The sequence below is a fragment of the Caballeronia sp. LP006 genome (genome assembly GCF_031450995.1).
Taxonomy (GTDB): domain Bacteria; phylum Pseudomonadota; class Gammaproteobacteria; order Burkholderiales; family Burkholderiaceae; genus Caballeronia.
In genome coordinates, this window is the sequence record NZ_JARTVW010000005.1 from 1,219,711 (window position 1) to 1,241,551 (window position 21,841).

At 64.1% G+C, this 21,841-nt stretch carries 20 protein-coding genes; 14 read left to right on the top strand and 6 right to left on the bottom strand.

The window, feature by feature from the left end:
* Positions 1-69: 69 nt before the first annotated feature.
* Both P9250_RS22350 and P9250_RS22355 read right to left on the bottom strand, forming a co-directional pair.
* A complete protein-coding gene (locus P9250_RS22350; protein WP_244827361.1) occupies positions 70-219 on the bottom strand; it encodes a hypothetical protein in 150 nt (49 codons plus the stop codon).
* A gap of 551 nt (positions 220-770) precedes the next feature.
* Positions 771-1,676, bottom strand: coding sequence for a LysR family transcriptional regulator (locus tag P9250_RS22355; RefSeq protein WP_250463810.1), 906 nt, complete (start codon positions 1,674-1,676; stop codon positions 771-773).
* A 123-nt stretch (positions 1,677-1,799) separates the two neighbouring features.
* Between P9250_RS22355 and P9250_RS22360 the strand changes: the two genes are divergently transcribed.
* From P9250_RS22360 to P9250_RS22385, 6 genes are read left to right on the top strand one after another with little or no spacing between them, the layout of a single operon-like run.
* Positions 1,800-2,735 carry a ketopantoate reductase family protein gene (locus P9250_RS22360; RefSeq protein ID WP_244827363.1) on the top strand — a complete coding sequence of 312 codons (936 nt, stop codon included), beginning with the start codon at positions 1,800-1,802 and terminating at the stop codon, positions 2,733-2,735.
* A gap of 12 nt (positions 2,736-2,747) precedes the next feature.
* The gene (locus P9250_RS22365; RefSeq protein WP_250463815.1) at positions 2,748-3,140 is read left to right on the top strand and encodes a VOC family protein; all 393 of its coding nucleotides are present in this window, start codon (positions 2,748-2,750) and stop codon (positions 3,138-3,140) included.
* Between the two features lies 1 nt (position 3,141).
* Entirely contained in the window at positions 3,142-3,600 is a 459-nt protein-coding gene (locus tag P9250_RS22370; RefSeq protein ID WP_250463818.1) for a MaoC family dehydratase, read from the top strand.
* Positions 3,600-4,823: a CoA transferase gene (locus tag P9250_RS22375; protein WP_310395242.1), complete on the top strand. Its 1,224-nt coding sequence runs from the start codon at positions 3,600-3,602 to the stop codon at positions 4,821-4,823. The genes P9250_RS22370 and P9250_RS22375 overlap by 1 nt, the downstream gene beginning before the upstream one ends.
* Complete coding sequence (gene aroE, locus P9250_RS22380; protein WP_310395243.1) at positions 4,820-5,653, top strand: shikimate dehydrogenase; 834 nt, start codon at positions 4,820-4,822, stop codon at positions 5,651-5,653. The genes P9250_RS22375 and aroE overlap by 4 nt, the downstream gene beginning before the upstream one ends.
* A 10-nt stretch (positions 5,654-5,663) precedes the next feature.
* The gene (locus P9250_RS22385) at positions 5,664-6,452 is read left to right on the top strand and encodes an enoyl-CoA hydratase-related protein (protein ID WP_250508712.1); all 789 of its coding nucleotides are present in this window, start codon (positions 5,664-5,666) and stop codon (positions 6,450-6,452) included.
* A gap of 11 nt (positions 6,453-6,463) precedes the next feature.
* Here the strand turns inward: P9250_RS22385 and P9250_RS22390 are convergent, their stop codons facing one another.
* A complete protein-coding gene (locus tag P9250_RS22390; RefSeq protein ID WP_310395247.1) occupies positions 6,464-7,114 on the bottom strand; it encodes a DUF4286 family protein in 651 nt (216 codons plus the stop codon).
* Between the two features lie 165 nt (positions 7,115-7,279).
* On the opposite strand from P9250_RS22390, the gene P9250_RS22395 reads away from it, so the two are divergent.
* The 7 genes from P9250_RS22395 to P9250_RS22425 are packed head-to-tail and all read left to right on the top strand — an operon-like array spanning position 7,280 to position 14,871.
* Complete coding sequence (locus P9250_RS22395) at positions 7,280-8,545, top strand: Gfo/Idh/MocA family oxidoreductase (protein WP_310395249.1); 1,266 nt, start codon at positions 7,280-7,282, stop codon at positions 8,543-8,545.
* Positions 8,546-8,568: 23 nt separating this feature from the next.
* Positions 8,569-10,299, top strand: a complete 1,731-nt coding sequence (locus P9250_RS22400) for an iron ABC transporter permease (RefSeq protein ID WP_250463835.1) — start codon at positions 8,569-8,571, stop codon at positions 10,297-10,299.
* A 38-nt stretch (positions 10,300-10,337) separates the two neighbouring features.
* Positions 10,338-11,411: an ABC transporter ATP-binding protein gene (locus P9250_RS22405; protein ID WP_244827372.1), complete on the top strand. Its 1,074-nt coding sequence runs from the start codon at positions 10,338-10,340 to the stop codon at positions 11,409-11,411.
* Positions 11,408-12,154 (top strand): hypothetical protein, encoded by a 747-nt coding sequence (locus tag P9250_RS22410; protein ID WP_310395252.1) that lies wholly within the window; start codon positions 11,408-11,410, stop codon positions 12,152-12,154. Before P9250_RS22405 ends, P9250_RS22410 begins: the two co-directional genes overlap by 4 nt.
* A gap of 30 nt (positions 12,155-12,184) precedes the next feature.
* Positions 12,185-13,255: an extracellular solute-binding protein gene (locus P9250_RS22415; RefSeq protein WP_310395254.1), complete on the top strand. Its 1,071-nt coding sequence runs from the start codon at positions 12,185-12,187 to the stop codon at positions 13,253-13,255.
* Between the two features lie 9 nt (positions 13,256-13,264).
* The gene (locus P9250_RS22420) at positions 13,265-14,119 is read left to right on the top strand and encodes a TIM barrel protein (protein WP_310395256.1); all 855 of its coding nucleotides are present in this window, start codon (positions 13,265-13,267) and stop codon (positions 14,117-14,119) included.
* 2 nt (positions 14,120-14,121) lie between these two features.
* Complete coding sequence (locus P9250_RS22425) at positions 14,122-14,871, top strand: SDR family NAD(P)-dependent oxidoreductase (RefSeq protein WP_284507686.1); 750 nt, start codon at positions 14,122-14,124, stop codon at positions 14,869-14,871.
* A 4-nt stretch (positions 14,872-14,875) separates the two neighbouring features.
* Here P9250_RS22425 and P9250_RS22430 read toward each other — a convergent pair whose 3' ends face one another.
* From P9250_RS22430 to P9250_RS22440, 3 genes are read right to left on the bottom strand one after another with little or no spacing between them, the layout of a single operon-like run.
* Positions 14,876-16,657 (bottom strand): FAD-dependent oxidoreductase, encoded by a 1,782-nt coding sequence (locus P9250_RS22430; RefSeq protein WP_310395259.1) that lies wholly within the window; start codon positions 16,655-16,657, stop codon positions 14,876-14,878.
* 57 nt (positions 16,658-16,714) lie between these two features.
* Positions 16,715-18,484, bottom strand: coding sequence for an FAD-dependent oxidoreductase (locus P9250_RS22435; RefSeq protein ID WP_310395261.1), 1,770 nt, complete (start codon positions 18,482-18,484; stop codon positions 16,715-16,717).
* A gap of 17 nt (positions 18,485-18,501) precedes the next feature.
* Positions 18,502-19,569, bottom strand: coding sequence for a Gfo/Idh/MocA family oxidoreductase (locus tag P9250_RS22440; RefSeq protein ID WP_310395263.1), 1,068 nt, complete (start codon positions 19,567-19,569; stop codon positions 18,502-18,504).
* 486 nt (positions 19,570-20,055) lie between these two features.
* On the opposite strand from P9250_RS22440, the gene P9250_RS22445 reads away from it, so the two are divergent.
* Positions 20,056-21,612, top strand: coding sequence for a methyl-accepting chemotaxis protein (locus tag P9250_RS22445; RefSeq protein ID WP_250525554.1), 1,557 nt, complete (start codon positions 20,056-20,058; stop codon positions 21,610-21,612).
* Positions 21,613-21,841: the final 229 nt, after the last annotated feature.

Below are 21,841 nucleotides of genomic sequence, written 5' to 3' on the forward strand. Positions count from 1 at the left end.
GAGGTCCGTGCGCGCCGTGCGCACCGGGCGTCGTTTTCACGACGACGGCGTGACGATCCAGCGCGCCGCCTATTTCGAGCCGGTCGAGTTGCGCTGTTCGTCGAAGAACGCGCGAACATGCTCGGGCAACTCGGTGGCGAGAAATTCGACGGCAACCGGGTCCGGGTCCGGACTGTTCACTTTGTCGGGGGTCGGGATTTTCGTCGGTCTGGCGTCCATGATGCTCTCCTCTGTGTCGACAACGATTACTTACTAGCCATTCCGCGACGCAAGCCATGTTTCATGGCTTTTGCAGCACCGCATCCGGCCTTGCGAATTCATTACTGCGTTCTGTGTGAATGCGTTATCGGTACGCCGGCAGTCCGACTTGAGCGATTTATCCAGTACGAACGGTTTTAAATAAGCATGCGGTCACGAATTACCGAATTTAAAAATCGTCCAACGCAAAAATTACTTAAAAAGCCAGATAATCGGTAGCTCCGGAAGCCGCGCCCAGCTTGGCTCGGCGACCGTGAGGTCATCGCGCACTAATAGTTTAGCGATTCCTCTATGGATATAACGATACCGGGAAACCAGCGTTGACGCTCGATTGTGCGCAGCGGAAAATAGCTCGTTGTTGTACGAAAGCGCACATAAAGAATCAATCATCGAAGTGTGACGCCCGAATGTGAAATCGGTGTGGTGATTTCGCTGTTATTACGCAAGCGTGTCGGATCAAAACCGCACTGTTGTAATCGCACACTGAAAGCGTCTTCATGGCGTCACGCGAATCAGCTTGCGCTGCCGAATAGCTGCGCCACGACGGATCGCAGCCAGCGGTTTCCTGCTTCGTGGTGGTATCGCGCATGCCAGTGCTGACGCACGGCAAATCGATCGACGGGAAAAGGGCAGGGGTGAACGGCGACGTCGTTGACTCGCGCCAGCGTCTCGCCGATATTGCGCGGCAGCGTGGCGATGAGGTCGGTGGTCTTGATGATCGATCCGAGGCCGAGAAAGCCCGGCAGTTCAAGCACGACATCGCGCTCGATATGCTCGCGCAGCAGCGCCTGCTCAAGCAACTGCGCGCCCGTGCCGGCTGCGATCGCCACATGTCCCTCGGCGCAATATTGCTTTCGGCTGAGCTTCGCGCGCAGCCTCGGGTGGCTGCGGTTGGTCAGGCAGACCCAATCCTGCATATATAACTGCTGCTGGTAGATTCCTCCGCCAAGCCAGGGCACATGTCCGATCGCCAGATCCGCCTCGCCGGATTCCAGGGCGCGTTCCGTGTTGCCGTCGATTCGCGCCGCATCGAGACGCACGCCGGGCGCCTGCGCGCGCACATGCGCCAGCATCCGCGGGAGTAGCGTGATGTGACTGGCGTCGGTCATGCAGATTCGAAACCGCCGCTTGGCGGTCGATGGATCGAACGCAATTTCCCATGCAGCAAAGCGCCGCAGCGATTCGAGAATCTCCCGGCATGGACCGATCAGCGCGTCGGCCTGCGGCGTCGGCGCCATGCCGCTCGGCGTACGAATGAAAAGCGGGTCCTGCAGATGCGTTCGCAAGCGTCCGAGCCAGATGCTGATGGTCGGCTGGCTTTGTCCGAGCTGCTCTGCGACGCGCGTCACGCTGCGCACGTCGTAGAGCAAATCGAAGAGTTGCAGCAGCTTGAGGTCGGGAAGTTCGATCGGTTCCATCGGCCTATTGTCACGGAACAAGCCGCGCGAGTGATATTGCCAAACGCAATGTGGTCATTGAATTCATTGCATTGCCGATATGACCCGTGAGCCGTATCTTGGTCGCAGATCAGGGGGACGGCTGTGAAAATCGCGATTCTGGGTGCCGGTGCGCTCGGCTGCGCCATCGGTGCGGCGCTGACCGAAGGCGGCAACGAAGTGTGGTTGCTGAACCGCTCCGCCGCGCACGTGGACGCCATGCGCCGCGACGGCCTGCTCGTCGACGACGCCACCGGCTCGCGTCGCGTCACCGTGCGCGCCACGACGCAAGCCGCCGAGGCCGGCGCGGCCGATCTCATCATCGTGCTGGTCAAATCTTTTCATACCGATGCCGCCATGCGCGGCGCGCTCGAACTGATCGGTCCCGAAACGGTGGTGCTGTCGCTGCAGAACGGTCTCGGGCATGAAGACGTGCTGGCGGGAATCGTCGGACGCGAACGCGTGCTGGCCGGCAAGACATACGTCGGCGGGGTCATGCGTGGCGCGGGGCATATCGAGTCGGGCGTGGCCGGCAAGGCGACCATCGTGGGCGAACTCGACGGCCGCGTTACCGCGCGCGTTGCGGCCATCGCCGACACCTTCAACGCGTCCGGGCTCGCCACGACGGTCAGCGACAACATCCTCGGGACGATGTGGGACAAGCTCCTCGTCAACGTCGCCACCGGCGCGCTCACGGGCATCACGGGCCTGACTTACGGCCAGTTCTATGAAGACGCGCATCTCAAGGCCACGTCTCTCGCGGCGGTTGCCGAAGCGATGGCCGTGGCGAAAGCGGCGGGCGTCGCGCTTTCCGTCACCGATCCCGAACGGCCGTGGATTCTCGCGGGCGAAGGGCTCTCGCCCGCCTTCAAGACGTCGATGCTGCAAAGCCTGGAAAAAGGCTCCGCTACCGAGATCGATTTCATCAACGGCGCGGTCGTGCGCTGGGGCGAGCGGCACGGCGTGCCGACTCCCGTCAACGCGACGCTCGTCGCCTGCATCAAGGGCATCGAGCGGGCCATGACCGACCGAAAAGAATAAGGAGACAACCGCATGAACGGCAGCAAGGCGTATCTGGAACACGTCGCCATCTGGGTGAAGGACATCCACTGGCACATCCGTTTTTTCGAGGACGTGCTCGGCATGACTATGCGCGAAGTCGACGGCACGATCGACGAACCGCGCCAGTACTGGGCGCTCGGCGGTCTGCAGTTCATCCACAAACCGGACCATGACGCGCCCGAAGGCCGGCTCGGCCATCTGGGCGTGATGTGCGAGGACCTGGAAGCGGCGCTTCGAGCCGCGCAGCGCCACGAAGTCACTGAAATGCCGCAGGGACGCAACTGGATTCGCCTGCCGGACGGCCTTGCCGTCGAGCTGATTCAGGCCAAGCCCGCGTCGTGCGTGGCACGGGCGCTTTCCATCGATCCGCGTTCGGAGGCATGAGATGACGATTGTCGATAAATACTGGGACGACGCCCACGAAGGCGACGAGTGCACGAGCCCGACCTACACGGTCACGAAAGCGCGCATCCTCGCTTACGCCGACCTCACGGGCGACCACACGCCAGTCCACGTCGATGAGGACTACGCCAACGCGAGCCACTTCGGCTCGATCGTCGCGCATGGACTCTTCGGCTTGTCCATCGCGGACGGCCTCAAGACACAGAGCGACTACCGCTTCCTGCCGGGCATGTCGCTTGGCTGGACGTGGGACTTCAACCTGCCGATCAAGGTCGACGACGTGCTGCACGTGAGGTTTCGCATCGGCTCGATGCGTGCCAGCAAGAGCCGTCCCGATTGGGGCATCGTCATCTTGCCGTCGGAGTTGATCAATCAGCACGGGCAGGTCGTCCAGCATGGCGAGCATCGTCTGATGGTGCCGCGCCGACCGGGAGCAAAGTAATGCAGGCACGTCCTCTGGAAGGCATGCGCGTCGTCGATTACAGCCACTTTCTTGCCGGTCCCTATGTCGGACGCTGTCTCGCGGCGCTCGGCGCGGAAGTCATCAAGGTCGAACGTCCGGTCAGCGGCGATGCGGGCCGGCAGCATGCAACCGTGCTCGACGACGAACAAAGCGCCTACTTCCTGCAACTCAACATGGGCAAGCGCGGCGTCAGCGTCAACATGCGCGATGCGCGCGGCAACGAATTCATGCAGCGCCTGTGCGACTCGGCGGATGTGTTCGTCGAGAACTACCGGCCGGGCGCGCTCAAGAAGCTCGGCCTCGGTTACGAAGAGCTGTCCGCGCGCAATCCGGGTCTCGTCTATTGCTCGATTTCGGCGTACGGCCACACGGGACCGGACGCGCATCGCGCGGGCTTCGGGCTGATCGCGGAAGCGAAGAGCGGCATCATGCAGATGATCGGCAATCCCGGCGAGCCGCCGCCCCTGATGCGTATTTCGCTCGGCGACATGTACACCGGCATTCACGCGGTCGCGGCGATCAATGCGGCGCTGCTCGGCCGCGTGAAGAGCGGGCGCGGGCAGCATATCGACATGGCGCTCTACGACACGCTCGTGTCGATGCACGAATACGCGGTCCAGTGCTACACGATGCAAGGCGTCGTGCCCGAGCAAACCGGTCATGACATGCCGACATCGACGCTCTATGGCGTGTTTCGCGCCGCCGACGGCGACCTCGTGATCGCGGCGCAAGTGGACGATGCATGGAAGCGCTTCGCCGCGCTGCTCGAAGCGCACGGCGCACCGGCGGGCTTCGGCGCCGACGCGCGCTTTCACACGCTCAACGGGCGCAATGCGAATCGGCTCGACATTCTCGCGGTGGTCAAGCCCTGGGTCGCATCGCGGCCCGTTGCCGACGTGCTTGCGTTGCTCGACAGCATCGACGTGCCGTGCGCGAAGGTGCAGCGGATCGACGAAGTGCTCGCGGACCCGCAGATCATCGCGCGTGGCATGGTGATCGAGCAGGAGCATCCGCGCTTCGGCACGCTGCGTCTGCCGAACCTGCCGTTCCGGTTCTCCGATTGCGATACGACCATTCGCGAAGTCGGGCCGGACCTCGGTCAGCACAACGCGGAAGTCGCGCAGTCGCTGGGGTTCGACGCGGCGGAGATCGACGCTATGCAGACCGACGGCGTGCTGTATTCGAAAGCGAGGCCGCGATGAGCGATCGGTACGCGGTGATCGGCAACCCGATCGGCCACACGAAATCTCCTTTGATCCACGGCCTGTTCGCGGAAGAAACGCGGCAGGACATGCGCTATACGGCAATCGAAGGACCGCTCGAACCGCACGACGCCTTTGCCGATACGGTGCGCGCGTTCATCGCGGACGGTGGCAAGGGCATGAACGTGACCGCGCCGTTCAAGCTCAAGGCGTTTGCCATGGCCGATGAACGCAGCGAGCGCGCAACCCTTGCGGGCGCTGCCAACGCGATGAGCTTCGAAGACGGCAAGGTCGTCGCCGAGAACTTCGATGGCGTCGGCCTGGTGCGCGACATCGAGATCAATCTCGGTTTGCCGATGGCCGCCAAACGCGTGCTTCTGCTCGGCGCGGGCGGCGCGGTGCGCGGGGCGCTGCTGCCGTTTCTCGATGCGCGGCCCGCCGAACTCGTCATTGCGAACCGAACCGTGCGGAAAGCCGAAGCGCTGGTGCGCGAAGTCGGCGCGCAAGCGTCGTTGACGGCCTGCGGATACGACGCGCTCGAAGCCATGGGCGGCTTCGATCTCGTGGTCAACGCGACCTCCGCGAGTCTCACGGGTGACTTGCCGCCCGTGCCGCCAAGCGTGTTCGATCCCGACGGCGCTGCCTACGAACTCGTCTACGGCAAACGGTTGACCCCGTTCCTTCGGCTCGCGCGCAATGCCGGCGTAAGGGAAATAGCCGATGGCGTCGGCATGCTGGTGGAACAGGCAGCGGAAGCCTTCGAATGGTGGCGCGGCGTGCGTCCGCGGACGCGCGCGGTAATCGATCGGCTCACCGTTCCGCTCGACTGACGAGGCATCCATGACACCCGAAACGGTTCGATCCTGCCGCTACGAAGTCGAAGGCCCGCTCCTCATCTTGACGATCGATCGTCCCGAGGTGCTCAACGCGCTGCATCCGCAGGCGCATCGGGAACTGGCCGAAGCGTTCGATCGATACGCCGCCGATGCTTCATTGCGCGTCGCCATCGTGACCGGTGCGGGCGAGCGCGCATTCTGCGTCGGCACCGACCTCAAGGCGCTGGCGGCGAGTGGCGACCATACGAAGCCCGCGACGGGTTTCGCGGGCATCACGCATCGCTTCGATCTTTACAAGCCATTGATCGCGGCGGTGAACGGCCTGTGTCTCGGCGGCGGCATGGAGATTCTCGCGGCATGCGACCTGGGTGTCGCCGCCGATCACGCGCAATTCGGTTTGCCCGAGCCGCGCGTCGGACTGGCCGCGCTGGGCGGCGGTCTCTTGCAGCGCTTGCCAAGGCAGATCGGCATGAAGGACGCAATGGGCCTCGTGTTGACCGGCAATCGCATCTCGGCGGATGAGGCGCGCCGCATCGGTCTGCTCAATGAAGTCGTGCCGGCGGCTGAACTGATGAAGCGCGCGCGCGCCTTGGCAGAAGACATTCTCGCGTGCGCGCCGCTGGCCGTTCAGGCATCCAAGCAAGTGATGCTGCAAAGCCTTGCGCAAGCGAATCTCGCCGCGACCCTGCACGAAGACTATCCGCTCGCGCGGCGCATGCTCGATAGCGACGACGCCCGCGAAGGACCGAAGGCGTTTGCCGAGAAGCGCAAGCCGAACTGGACCGGACAGTGAAGCGCCGCGTTCTAAGCGGTGCTTGCGTAGGAAAACCGGAAGAGCGCGCGGTCGCAATCCGCCGCCGATACTCCGAGCGCGTCTTGCATGGCCGCCGCGCCGCATTCCAGCGCATTGCGCGTCAATGCGCCCGCGAAAAGCAGATGACCGAAGCCGCCCGTATCCTCCGTTCCACGCATGCGCTTTTCCTCGGTCTGCCGGCCGCTGAGCGCGTCGTGGACGCGGCCGAGCCGCACGCGCGTGAGCGCATGTGCGTCGCGAAGCTCGCGAATGGTGTCGCCGATATCGACGCCTTGCTCGAGATCGAAGCGCACGCACCATTGAAAAGGCGCCAGGCCGCCGCCCACATCCACGAGCGTCTCGCACAACGCGCGCTGAACGTTCCGGTAATGCGGCATCAGCTTGCGGGTCCACTCGGTCGGTGCGTCGAGTCTCGCGAGATAGTCCGGCGATTCGAGATCGCGCGCGGAATCGACGTCGATCACGCACAGATAGCGCGGCCCGTCGCCACTGATACGTTCCCATCGCTCCGCATGCCGGAAGCCGGGCAGGGCGAGCCGTTCTGGCAGATGCTCGAACGAATGCCAGCGCAGATATTCATCGACCGTGTCCGCGTCCACGTCGTGGCGGATAACGACCATGGCCTGCGTGCGCGTCGTCATGAGCGTTCCCCGTGGAAGAAGTCGTCGAATCACGAGCATGCGCGCGTCATTGCCGTAATGCAATTACCGATTGAAATACCTTTCCAAAATCGATACGCTTTCTAAGAACGTAGACGGCCGCGATCAGACGGCTGCATCGAGCGAACTGGCATCGGAGAGAGACACATGGCTTTCATCAGATACGCCGCAATCGGCTGCAGCGGCATGGGACGACGACATCTGCACGGTCTCGCGCAACTGAAGCGCAGCGGACTGGCGAACATCGAGCTTGCGGCCGTGTGCGATCTCAACGCCGAGAGCGCGCGCAGCATGGCCGACGAAGCCGCCGCGCTCTTCGGCGCGCGGCCCGCCGTGTACGCGGACATTGGCCAAATGGCGCGCGAAAATCCGGAGATCGTTGCCGCCGATATCGCCACGGACGCCGGCTCGCACATGAGCGTCGCGTTGCAGTGCTTCGCGGCCGGCCTTCACGTGCTGTGCGAAAAGCCGCTCGGCATCACGGTGTCAGAGTGCCGCAGGATCGTGAATGCGGCGAGGGATGCCGGGCGCGTGCTCTCGGTCGCGGAAAATTTCCGGCGCGATCCGATCAACCGGCTCGTGAAGGCGCTGCTCGACGATGGCGCCATCGGCACGCCGCGTCTGATGCTGGAAACGAGTATCGGCGGGCGCGATGTGATGGTGCAGACGCCGTGGCGGCATCAAAAGCCATCGGGCATGGTGGTACTCGATTCGGGCGTGCACAACGCGGACATCATCCGCTTCTACATGGGCGGCGTGGCGAGCGTCTACGGCGAAAGCCGGCTGCACGAGAAGACGCGCCGCGTGGCCGCGCGCGCAGGCGGTTCGGCATCCGAGACGGACAAGTGGTGGCGCGCGCCGGGCGGCATGCCAACGGAATTCGAAGCGAGCGGCGACGACGCCACGTATTCGCAACTGCGCTTTACTTCGGGCGCTATCGGCCAGTGGGTGAACGATCGCGCGGGACATGGCGAGCATCGCGAGAGCCGCGTCATTCACGGCTCGAAAGGCTCCATTGTGGCGCCGGGCGACCGCAATGGCCGTCCTGTCACGCTTCATCTCGACGATGGCTCCGTCATCGCCGATGCGCGCATTCTCGAGCATGCGCCGAGCTATCGCCTGGGGCCGGTTGCTGCCGCGCTTTTCGGCGATGCGCGTCCGTGGACCTATTCGTTTGCCTTCGACGAAGTGGACCAGCGCATTCTCGCGCTTCAGCTTCACGAACTCGCCGATTGTGTGATGCACGGCAAAGCGCCCGAAGTGACCGGCGAGGAAGCGCTTGCCGATGTCGCGCTCGCGTATGCGCCGATCGAATCGGGCAGGCTCGGCCGCAGCGTGAGCCTCGCCGAAGTGATCGATGGCGAGGCCGCACCCTATCAGGCGGAAATCGACGAGATGCGCCGCCGGTCCTGACACGTCGACTTCGGGAGCGAAGTTTGAATCCACATCACGTACAGCCGCTTGCCGCCGACCGCGCGCCCGCAGCGCGCGCGGGCATCTCCACGCGCCGTCTGAACCAGATCGGCATGTTCGCGCTGCTCATCGCGGCGCTCGCCGTGCTGATCGTCCTGCCGCTCGGCGCGTTGATCCTGCGCGGCTTCGTGCGTATCGACAATGGTCATGCCAGCGCATCGCTTGCCGCTTTCGGCAAGGTATTCGGCGATATGAGCTACTGGATCGCGATGGGCAACACGCTCGTCATCGCGCTCGGTTCCATGCTGCTCGCGACCGCGCTCGGCGTCATGCTCGCGTGGTGTCTCGTGCGCACCAACGTGCCGTGGCGCGGCTTTCTCGAACGCGCCGCCGCCATGCCGATCTTCATTCCGCCGTTCATCGGCGCGTTTGCGTGGATTCTGTTCGGCGCGCCGCGCATCGGCATCTTCAACGTGGCGGCGAAGTGGATGAGCATCGGCCAGCCGTTCAACGTGTACTCGTATCTCGGCATCGTCTGGGTGATGGGCATCTACATCGCGCCTTACGTGATGATGATCGTCGCCGGCGCGCTGCGGAACATGGACCCGAGTCTCGAGGAAGCCGGGCAAGTGGCCGGCCTCAGCCGCTTTCGCACGATGCGCGTCATCACGCTGCCGGTGGTCGGTCCGTCCATTCTGTCGGGCGCGGTGCTCGCGTTCGTCATCAGTCTCGGGCTCTTTGGCACGCCTGTGCTGCTTGGCATGGCGAAGGAGATTTATCTCGTCACCACGCGCATCTACCTCGAATTGCAGCAGTTTCCGCCCGATGCGGGCATCGTTGCCGTGCTGGCGATCTATCTCATGGTGCTTTCGGTCGCGGCCAATCTCGTGCAGCAATGGATGCTGCGCGGCCGTTCCTTCGTCACCGTCACCGGCAAGGGATTCAGGCCGCGCCTGATGAAGCTCGGCGCGAGCCGTCATGCGATCGCCGCCGCGATCTGGTGCTATCTCGCGCTCACGGTCTTCGCGCCGATTGCGATCATCGCGGCGGCGGCGTTTTCGACCTACGCGTGGTCGGGACACTTCACCTGGAACAACCTGCGCTTTCTCTGGACCACGGTGGACGTGCGCACGACCTTCGTCAACAGCCTTCTCATCACGATCATCGCGGCGAGCGCGACGACGGTTCTGGGCGTCGCGGTGTCGTGGTTCACGACGCGCTCGAAGATGCGCGGCCGTCAATGGATCGAAGCCATCGTCCTTTTGCCGATGTCCGTGCCGAGTCTCGCCTTCGCGCTCGGCGTGTTCTTCTTCTGGGTCGCCATGCCGAAGTGGGTCGGCGTGTACGGCACGGTGTGGATCATCATCATCGCGCTGGTGGGGCGCTACATCAGCTACTCGGTGCGCGCCATTTCCAGCAGTCTCGTGCAGATTCATCCCGAACTCGAAGAGAGCGCGCGCATCTCGGGCTACGGCTGGACGCGCGCGCTGTCACGCATCACGTTGCCGCTCATCATGCCGAGCGTGATTTCGAGCTGGGTGATGATCTACAGCATCTTCGTGTCCGAGCTTTCCATCGTGCTGCCGCTTTATACCGCCGAGACGCGCACGCTTTCCATCCTCAGCTTCGATACCTGGTCGATCGGCCAATTCTCGCAAGTGGCCGCGCTTTCGCTGCTGCAACTGATGATGGGCGTGGGTGTCATGGCGGCGGTCGCCGTCATCACGCGCCGCCGCGAGAGTTCGATTGTCTGACGCGCGCCATACGATCACCCGATACGAGAGTCCACGCCATGACCGTTGCCATTCAGTCCCTCACCAAGCGCTTCGGCGGCGTGCACGCCATCGACGATCTCACGGTGCAGTTCCGCCCGAACGCCATCACGGTGCTGCTGGGCGCGAGCGGCTGCGGCAAGACCACGACCTTGCGCTGCATTGCCGGGCTGGAGCAGCCGACGAGCGGCGAGATCGAGATCGACGGGCGCACCGTGTATTCATCGACGCGCAACATCGACCTGCCGCCCGAGAAACGCGAACTCGGCATGGTGTTTCAGTCGTATGCCATCTGGCCGCATTTGAGCGTGATGGAAAACGTCGCGCTGCCGCTGCGGGCGCGCGGCACGGCGCACGCGGCCATCGACACGCGCGTGCGCGACACGCTCGCTTCGGTGGGGCTCGGTCAGCAAGTGGATCGCAGCGCGATGCAACTCTCGGGCGGCCAGCAGCAGCGCGTATCGATTGCGCGCTGTCTCGTGGCCGATCCGCGTCTCATCCTGATGGACGAGCCGCTCAGCAATCTCGACGCGAAACTGCGCGTGGAGATGCGTCACGAGATTCGCAATCTGCAGCGGCGCATCGGCGCGACCATCTTGTTCGTCACGCACGATCAGGAAGAAGCCATGTCGCTCGCCGATGAAATCTTTCTCTTCGATCGCGGACGTATCGTGCAGCGCGGCGCGCCCGAGGAACTGTATTTCCGGCCGGCGGTGCGCTATGTCGCGGAGTTTCTCGGCAAGGCCAATCTCTTTCCGGTTGCGCTGCGTTCGCACGCGGGCGAAACGGAAGTCGTGGCGCAATCCGGGCAGATCGTCGTGAAGGGCGATGTGACGGGCGCCGCCAACGGCAACGAAGCGCTCTGCATGGTGCGGCCCGAAGCGTGGCGCGTGCAGGCGCGCTCGCACGCGGGCGTGCCGGGCCGCGTGCGTGAAAGTTCGTTCGTCGGCGACCGGCGCGAGTTGCGCGTGGAAACGCCGCTCGGCGATCAGACCGTGGTGACGCCCGGCTTCGAACGCTACGCCAACGGCGATGAAATCACCCTGAGCGTCGCGCCCCAGCATTTGCATCTGATGAGAGGAGAGCTTCAATGATCGCTGTCGGCACCGGTCTCTTTACCATGTGGAACGACATCCCGCCCGCCTACGGCCGCGAGTTTGCGCTGATGCACACGCGCGACCACGTGCCCGAGCACATGGCCTATCTCGGCGATGACGGCATCCGCTGGGCGCGGCGCTGTATCGACGGACAAGGCGACATGCCGCGCTTCTTCACGTTTTACGGGCTGACGAGTCTTGACGTGCTCACCGACGAGAAGCACGCGAAGTGCAAGGTGACGGAGACCGCCTGGTTTCTGAAGATGCGCCCGCATTACCGCGACCGCATTGCGTATCACTGCTCAGTGCTGGCAAGCGCGGGCGGCGGCACGGGCGGCACGGTGGCGACGCTCTTGATCGACTTCGCCGACGATGCACGGCAGGATGCGCCGCGTCTCGCGGCGCTCGTGGATGACCTCACGCGTTTGTCGCCCGTGGTCGGCGCGCATCTCGCCGCGCCCGAATGGAACGTGCCGATCCGCGTCGGCGAAGCATTGCCGGCCGGGCGCGAGGGCAACGAAGCGGTGGGCGTGGTGATCCTCGAAGGTTTCGATCGATACGAACTGGCCGCGTGTCTCGAGGACGTGCGCGAGCAACTCGTGGCAAGCGGCGTCGCGGCACGCGTGCGTTCAGCCGGGCATTACGCGCAGGCGTACCGGCTGGACTATGACGAGCTTGCGCATCTCGAACACTTCCGTCGCGACGACGCGCTCATCACCGAACGCTTCGACCTGAAATAGCCGAACGACTACAAATCATCAGGAGACAACATGACCACTTCGATAAAACGGCGCCGCCTCGTCCAGACACTCTCGCTCGGAAGCGCGGCGCTCGCGTTCGGCATCTCGCCGCTGATCGCGCACGCCGAGCCCGACAGCACGCTGATCGCGGAGGCGAAGAAGGAAGGCAAGCTCGTGGTGTATGGCGATCTCTTCACGGTGCAGATCATCGTCAAGGGATTCACCGCGAAGTATCCGGGCATCGACGTGACGACCGCGACCGGCGACGCCTGGCAGATCTATAACCGCTTCATCGGCGAACAGCAGGCGGGACGTCCGGTGATGGACGTGTTCTATCAGGCGGAGGACACCATCATCACGGCGGGCGCGTCGGGCACGCTCGCCGATGTGTCGTACGGCGACAAGGGCGTGCTCTTGCCCATCGCCACGCCCGCACAGGGCACGACGTATCTGCGCGGCAACGGCCAACTGTGCCTCTTCGCCTACAACAAGCAGTCGATCGGTTCCGCGCCCATTCCCGCCGACTGGCAGGACTACGCGAAGCCGAAGGACGAATGGGACGGACTCGTGGCGACGACGAATCCGGCGTCGTCTTCCGCGACCTTCGCGGTGATCGCGAGTCTATATCAGCATTACGGACCCGAAGCCGGCGGCGCGATCCTCAAGGGCGTGCGCAAGACCAACGCGGAACTGGTGGCCTCCATGGGCGTGATGACGACCAAGCTGCAAACCGGCGAACGTCCGCTCGATTTCTTCACCAACACAACGGCCGCGACGGGTCTCATCACGCAAGGTGTGCCGGTTGAAGTGAGAGTGCCGGCATCGGGCGCGGTGGCGCAGTTCAACGCGGTGGCGATCAGCAAGACGGCGCCGCATCCGAACGCGTCGAAGCTCTTTCTGGATTACGCATTGAGCGCGGAGACGCAGACGCGGCTCGCGGCGGCGGGCGCGTATCCGGTGCGCAAGGACGTTGCCGCGCCGAAGGGCTTGCCCGCGCTCACGAACGTCAAGCTGCTCAAGCTCGATTTGCCGCAGGCGCTGAAGGATCGCGACACGATCCTCAAGTGGTGGTCGGCGAGCACCGGTTTCAATACGCGTTGAGGAGAAACGATGATCGAGGAAGTGAATTTGCATGACGTGTCGGTGGCGAACCTGACCGTGGCGGGCGGCGCGCCCGTTGCACTGATCGAGGCCGCCGCGGCGGCGGGACTGGGCAAGGTCGGCTTGCTTTTGCGCACGGCGACGCCCAAGCCGCTCGCGCACGAAGTCATCGGCCGGCCAGACGTGGTGCGCGAGATCAAGGCGGCGTGCCGTGCGAACGACATCCGCGTGTTCGACGTGGAAGCGTTCATTCTTTCGCCCGCCGCCAATATCGACACTTATCGCGCGGCGCTCGCCACCGGCGCGGAACTGGGCGCGACGCATATCTCGGCGGTCGGCACGGAACTGCTGACCAACGACGCGTTTTTATCGGCGCCGGAACGCATCGAACTGTTCGGCCGCTTGTGCGATGCCGCCGCCGAATACGGCCTGCATGTGGGCGTCGAATTCATGCTGTATCGCGACGTGCGCACGCTTGGTGAAACGCTCGAGTTGCTGAATGCGGCGGGGCGCGCCAACGCGGGCGTGATCCTCGATGTGCTGCATTTTCATCGGAGCGGCGCGCGCCCGGAAGAACTCGACGCGGTGCCGGCCGAACGTATTGCCTACGTGCAGTTGTGCGATGCCATCGAACGAAGTCCGTCGCTCGACGGGCTCGCCAACGAAGCGCGCACCGCGCGCCTGCATCTAGGCGATGGCGTGATTCCGCTCGATGTGATTCTCGACCGCTTGCCCGCCGGCGCGCAACTCGTGATCGAGACGCCGGTTGCTGCGGATGCCGGTTTATCCGATGCACGCAAGGTAGCCCATTGCACCGATGCCGCGCGTCGTTTCTTCGCGCGGCGCGCAAGCCAGCGAGTTTGAACATGACGATCAGCCAGGCATTCGAAGGACGCGTCGCCCTCGTGACGGGCGCTGCATCGGGCATCGGGCTCGCGTGCACGGAGCGCTTGATGTCGGAAGGCGCGACGGTGGTCCTATGGGACATCGACCAGAAGCGGCTCACCGCGTGCCAGGAACGTCTGGGCGAGCGCGCGATTGCGCAGCGCGTCGACGTCACGAACGAGGACGAAGTACGCGCCGCGCTCGAAGCGGCGGTGGCGCAGACGGGCAAGCTCGATATCGTGGTCAATAGCGCGGGGATCGTCGGATCGAGTGCGTCGGTGTGGGAGATGCCGCTCGATGCGTGGAACAAGGTGCTGCTGCTGAACCTGACCGCAACGTTCATCGTCTGCAAGGCGGCCGTGCCGTATCTGCTCAGAAACGGTTATGGACGCGTGGTCAACATGGCGTCGATTGCGGGCAAGGAAGGCAATGCGAACCAGTCGGCGTATTCGGCTTCGAAGGCGGGCGTGATCGGCCTTACGAAGTCGCTCGGCAAGGAACTGGCTCAGCGCAATATCACCGTCAATGCAATTGCGCCGGCATCCGTGCAAAGCGAGTTGCTCGCGCAGATGCCACCCGAGCAGATGAAGATGCTGCAAGCCAAGATTCCGATGGGACGTCCCGGCACCGTGCAGGAAATCGCCGCCCTGATTCGCTGGTTGAGTAGCGAGGAGAGTTCGTTTTCCACAGGCGCGGTGTTCGATGCATCGGGCGGGCGGGCGACTTACTGACGCTTCAATGCGTCGGCGTCGGCACGCGGTTCAGGTCGAGCGGCAAAACGAGATCCTCCTGCACCGCGTTTTCGTCTTCGTAACGATGGATGCCCGCCGCATGCCGGCCCGCGACATAGCCGAAGGTCATCGCGGGACCGAGATTGATTCCGCCTGACGGATAGAATCCGCCCATCACGCTCGCCATGTCCGTGCCCACGGCGTAAAGGCCGGCGATCGCCTGGTCGTGCAAATCGAGCACTTGCGCCGAGCCGTTCGTCTTCAATCCCGCGAAGGTGCCGAAGCTGCCCGGGTACACCTTCACCGCGTAGAACGGACCGTGTTCGATAGGCGCCACACATGGGTTCGGCCCCTGATGCAACGGGTCGCCCATCTTGCGGTTATAGGGCGTCGAACCGCGTCCGAATTCCGGGTCCTCGCCGCGCCGCGCGTGGTCATTGAACGCGATGACGGTTTTAACCAGCGCATCGGAATCGATACCGCAGCGGGCGGCCAGCTCTTCCAGCGAATAACCGCGTTGCAGGTAGCCGTTGCGGATGAAGCGGCGCATCGGAACCGGGAAGGGCCGCACGTAGCCCAGGCCGTATCGGCGCAAGAATTGGTGATCGCAAATCAGCCATGACGCGACTTCCTGACCGTCGGGCGCGCCCGCGACCATAGCGGCGGTGTAGTCGTAATAGCCATCGGCTTCGTTGACGAAGCGCTTGCCGTTCGACAGCACGCCGATCACACCGGGCTTGCCGCGATCGATGATGTGCGGAAAGTGCCCGATGCTGCCATCCGAATGCGTGACGCGCGATACCGGCGCCCATGCGGCGGGTGAAGCGACATCCGTCACGAGCGAGCCGCCCGCCGATTCACCCAGGCTGATGCCATCGCCCGAGCAGCTTTCAGGCGGCAGCGCCAGATGCTCGCGGCCTGTCGGCGTGCGCGGGAAGAGCGCCTTGCGGCGCGTGAGGTCGTTCGGAAAGCCGCCGGCGGCGAGCACCACGCCCTTCGCCGCGCGAATCGTGACTTCGCCTCTCTTCGTCGATACGACAGCACCATGCACCGCGCCATCCTCGACGATCAGACGCTTGGCGGGCGCGGACTCCATCAAGGTCACGCCGAGATCGTCGGCGGACTTGGCAAGACGCCCGACGAGCGCCGCGCCATTCACGAGATGCATTGCGCGGCCGTGAAAGGCGAGGTCGCGCAAATGACGCGTGAAGCGCTTCGCCACGTGGATGAACGAGCCGAACGAGCGTGTCATGCTCAGAAAAGCCATGAGGTCGGCGCCCGCCATGATCGGCATGCCCATGAACGAGGTTTCGCGCATGGTCTTGCGCAGGCGCTTGTTGAGCGGACCGATTTCGCGCGCATCGTAGGGCGCGGCGATCACCTGATGCCCTTGCGTCGCGGCGCCTTCGACGTGGCCATGCACATCGGGAATCTGATTTCCGTCCACGAACCGGAGCGCGGTGTGCTCGTGAAAGAAGCCGACCATGTGCGGACAATTGTCCAGAAAGGCATCGACGCGTTCGGGATCGTAACGATCTCCCAACTCGTTCCTGAGATACGTGCGCGGCTGTTGCGGATCTTCGATGATGCCCGCGCGTCGTGCGAGCGGATTGCCCGGCACCCACATCCAGCCGCCCGACCATGCCGTGGCGCCGCCGAAGACGTCGTCCTTCTCCACGACGACCACTTTGAGCCCGTGCCACGCCGCGGTAACAGCGGCAGCGAGACCCGAGGCGCCGGAGCCCACGACCAGCAGGTCGCAGTCGATTTGATTCGGAGTATTCATGTGCCAGGCCGGTTCGTGGTGTTCGATTGTGGCTGCTTCAGTTTCGTCGACAGCGCATCAAACCCTGACGCGCACCGGAATGTCCCGCAGCCCGACCACGAATTCAGGATCGGCGACGGGCACGGCGCGCGCCGCGAATTTCGCGACACGCCATCCGAACACGAGTGCGGGTCCGAGCGTCGTTCCCGGCCCCGGATAAGTGCCACGAAAGATCGATGCGAGGTCGTTCCCGCATGCGAAGAGTCCGGGAATGGCGTTGCCGTGGTTATCGAGTACCTGACCGTCGGCGTTGCCAGACAGCCCCGCGCTGCATGCCAGATCGGCGGGCCACACCGTGACGGCGTAATACGGTCCCGCGCCGATGGGCCGCACGCAGGGATTGGGCTTCTGCGATGCATCGCCATTGAAGCGGTTCATCGCGCTTGCGCCGCGCTTGAACTGCGGGTCTTCGCCGCGCGCCGCGTCGCGGTTGTACGCGGCGACCGTGCGCTCCAAGCCGCTCGCATCGACCTCGAGTTTCGTCGCCAGTTCGGCCAACGTGTCGCCCTTGATGAGATATCCCGCCTTCACGAAGCTGGCAATGCGCGCCTGGCTGCGTTTCTTCATCACGAGTCCGAGGCCGTAATCGCGCAGGAACGCGGCATCGACGATCAAATGCGCCGGCACGCTCGTGCCCTGGCCGTTGTCGCGCAGCATGCCCATCACGAAGTCGTGATAAGAATCCGATTCGTTCACGAAGCGCTCGCCACGCGCGTTCACGGCGATGAGTCCCGGCTTCGCGCGATCGAGAAGAATGTGCGGCCAGACGCTATCGGGCTTGCCTTCGCGACGCAGGATGGAGCAGGGCATCCACAGGCCGGGGCTTTCGCAGCCATCGTCGAGCCTGGCATCGAGATCGAGCGCGCGCTCGATGCCATCGCCCGTGTGCGTTTGCGGCGAAAGCGACAACGGTTGTGCGGCAGCGGGGAACAACTGCTTGCGCAACTCCGGGTTGCGCGTGATGCCGCCCGTTGCGAGCACCACGCCCCGGCGCGCGCCGATGCGCTTCTTCGAGCCGCCTTTCTGTCCGACCACGGCGCCCGTCACCATGCCGTGCTCGACGACGAGTTCCAGCAACGGTGTCTCGAAACGCACTTCCACGTTTTGCTTGCGCAGGCTGTAGAAGAGACGCGCGGCGAGCGCGTTGCCCATGACGAGATTCGTGCCTCGCTTGTGGCGCAGACGGTCGGCGACATAACGTCCGACCACCGACAACGTGCGTGTGAAATTTTTCTTCGACGCGAACGGTTCGAGCAGCGCATCGAGGTCCGTGCGCGCGACCATCATCCCGCCTAAGCCCATGAACTCGGGGCGCGGCGGCCTTACGCGGGCGAAGTCATCGCCGAGCAGCCGGCCATCGAAGGCGACGGGCGCGAGCGCGCGTCCGCCGAACGCCGCGCCGGGACCGCTGACGTAATCGGGATGCGCCGCCGCAGCCACGAATTTGACCTCGCTGATGCGCTGAATTTCCTCGATGGCCTGCGGGCCGCTCGCCAGGAACGCCTCGCGTGCTTCGTCACCGCCGCGATCGCCGACCACCGACGCGAGGAAGCGCCGCGCGTCGTCGGTTTTATCGGGAACGCCCGCGCGCACGCTGTCGCTCGTGCCGGGCACCCAGGTCGTGCCGCCGGAGGTCGAGGTAATGCCGCCGACCGCGTCGGTCTTCTCGCAGATGAGCACCTTCAGACCTTCGTGATGCGCGACGAGCGCCGCGGTCATGCCGCCCGCGCCCGCGCCGAACACGAGCAGATCGACTTCGTCGTCCCAGGGTTGAGTCATCGAATTCATGCGCTTTGTCTCCTGTCTCATGCCGTGCGGCCGATGCTCGCTTCGGCCGTTGTTGCGACCGCCACCGGCGCTCTCGATGCGGCCGCGCGATGCACCGCGAATGTCGTCGCGAGCGTGCGCGTTGCGTCCTCGCCTGAACAGACCGGCGCTTCCTTGCCGTCGATCACCGCCGAGAAATGCCGCAGCTGCTCGTGATACGGATCGCCGCGATGCGGTGTGCTTCGTTCGACGGTCAGCGGGTCATGCCAGCCTTTGCCGCTGCGGTAATCCCAGACATCGAGCAAGGGCAGCGTGAGCGATCCATCGGTGCCCGTCAGAAAATGCGTGTTGACGTTCTGACGCGGGTAGTGCGCAGCTTCGCCCGCCGCGAGATCCCAGTTCCAGGGCGATGCCGCGCAATCCGAGACCGCGAGCGTGCCGAGCGCACCGCTTGCAAACCGCAGCAGCACGGCCGCCGTGTCCTCCACTTCGAAGCCGCGCACCGCGTTGGATGTCTGCGCTTGAACTTCGATCACTTCGCCGAGCAGAAACCGCATGATGTCGATGTCGTGGATCAGGTTGATGAGCACCGGACCGCCGCCTTTTTCGCGGCGCCACGCCATCTCGAAGTAGCTGTCGGGTTTATAGAACGTGGCAAGCGCCATGGCCGCAACCGGCGTGCCGAGGCGGCCGGATTGGACGATCTCGCGCGCGCGCCGCAGGATCGGGTTATGCCGCCGATGATGTCCGACGATGAGCGGCACTTGCGCTTGCGACGCCGCGCGGGTCAGTTGTTCGGCTTGCTCGACGGTATCGGCGATAGGCTTTTCCATCAGCACCGCGACGCCCCGTTCGATGCACGCCAGTCCGACTTGCAGATGCGTCGCGTTCGGCGTCGCGACGATCGCGCCTCGCGGTTTGACCTCGTCGAGCATGGCGGTGTAGTCGGCGAACCAGCGCAGGCCTTCGGCGCGTGCGAACGCTTCGGCCGCCGGCGACGGATCGGCCACGGCCACGATCTCGCAATCGGGATGCAGCCGCGCGCGTTCCACATGCATGCGCCCGATCGCGCCGGCGCCGATGAGGGCAAGGGTCGTCCTGCTCATTCGTGTCTCCTGTTGTGGTGTCTCGCGCCGCGCGTGTTGCGTGAAGCGTTTGACGGCACGCAATATCCTGTTAACGCGAATACGAAGCTATTTCGGAATAGTATTCCAACTTCAAAGTTTATTCCACACCAAATTGGATCGTGATGCTGGAGGCGATCCATGCTTCGTGCGCAGGCTCGCGAACCGAATCGTCGATAAGCGGAATGTGTCGCGGAGCCTACGTAGCCGGCGTCTTTGGAGTTCGAATCGGCGGTGACGCGGCTTTTAGCGAGCATCGACGGACGGCCAACGACCGAAGGCGTCGCGAAGCTAGTCTGAACGCGTTGAACGCCGCGACGTGGCTAGACGAAGCGCGCTTTATCGGTGCGTAAAGCGACGCCAACGTGATGCGTTCCCTGTTTCATCGCCTTCAGTTTTCCCGCGAGACAGCCGATAAAAAAGCGATCGGCGCACATTGCGCGTAAACCCTCGAATTGAAGACTCTCGATGAAGCTCAGCCTCAAGATTCCGCTCGCTTTTGCCGCCGCGCTCTTTTTCATGTTCGCGGGCGCGTTGTACGGCATTTTTGCTCTCAATCAATCCATCGACACCTATCGGACAGTGGTCGCGGATAACGTCGCGAGCGAACGCATGGTGTCCGCGACGCTGGTCGCCTTCAAGTTGCAAGTGCAGGAGTGGAAAGACACGCTCTTGCGCGGCAAGGACCCCGAGAAACTGCAGAAGTACTGGTCGGCTTTCCAGACTCGCGAAGCGACCGTGCACAAACTGGCCGATGAACTCAAGCGCACGCTTCCCGCGGGCGAGAGCCGCGATTTGATCGACCGCTTCGCTTCCGCACACGCCGCAATGGGCGATGGCTACCGGCGCGGCTTCGATGCGTTCAAGGCCGCGGGCTTCGAATCGTCCGCTGGCGATAACGCCGTAGCGGGCGTCGACCGCGAACCGGCCGCGCTGCTCGAACAGGCGGCCCAGAAGATTGCCGCCGATAGCGCCGAAGTGTCCGCGCACGCCGATCACGCCGCGCGGCAAGCGTCGTTCATCAGCGTCACGTTGATGCTCTTCGTGCTGGCGCTCTCGTTGATTGGCGGATATCTCTTCAGCCGCACGGTGTCCGGTCCGCTCGTCCGTGCGCTCGGTTGCGCGCGCGCCGTGGCGAAGGGCGATCTCTCGCACGAGTTCGAAACCGACGGCAAGGACGAAATCGCCGAGTTGCTGGTGGCGCTCAAGCATATGCAGACGAGTCTCGCGACGGTCGTGAGCAAGGTGCGCCAGAACGCGGAAGGCGTGGCGACCGCGAGCGCGGAAATCGCATCGGGCAATCTGAATCTGTCTTCGCGTACCGAGGAGCAGGCGGCGTCGCTCGAGGAAACGGCGGCAAGCATGGAAGAGATCACCGCGACGGTGCGTCAGAACGCGGATAACGCGGTCGCGGCTTCGTCGCTTGCGGAGAATGCATCGCAGACCGCCACGCGCGGCGGCCAGATGATGGAAAAGGTCGTCGAGACCATGCACGGCATTTCCGAGAGCGCGGGCAAGGTGGGCGAGATCATCGCCGTGATCGACGCCATCGCGTTCCAGACGAACATCCTCGCGCTGAACGCAGCCGTCGAAGCGGCGCGCGCGGGCGAGGAAGGGCGCGGTTTTGCGGTCGTGGCATCGGAAGTCCGCTCGCTCGCTCAACGCAGCGCGACGGCCGCGAAGGAGATCAAGGAGCTGATCGAGCAGTCGGCCGGCCGCGTAGAGACGGGCTCGTCGCTCGTGCGGGATGCGGGCAGCATCATTGCGGATATCGTCGGCTCGGTCGAGCGCGTGACCGATGTGGTCGGCGCGATTTCGTCGGCGTCGAAGGAACAGACCACGGGCATCGAACAGGTCAACATGGCCGTCACGCAGATGGACGAGGTGACGCAGCAAAACGCCGCGCTGGTCGAGCAGGCATCGGCGGCGGCTCAGGCGCTGGCGGAGCAGGCGAGGTCGTTGCGTGACGTGGTGGCGATTTTCAAGCTGCGGGGAGATGGTATGGGGACGATGCGGGCTGCGTAGGTGTCGGTTTCGCAGCTTGGCCGCGCGCGATGCAGGTCGTAAATGAGACCGATGCCCGCGTATGCGCCGCCGCCTTCAGCACGGTGTCGCCCAGTCAGTAGCCGAAGCGATTGTTGAAGGGCTTGCAGTGGTCGAGATCGGCATGGCATGCCAATGAGCCGGTCGATATGCGCGATAAGGCGGGCGAAGTGCCACGGTTGATGTGCGGCCGACGCGCGTGACGTCTTTC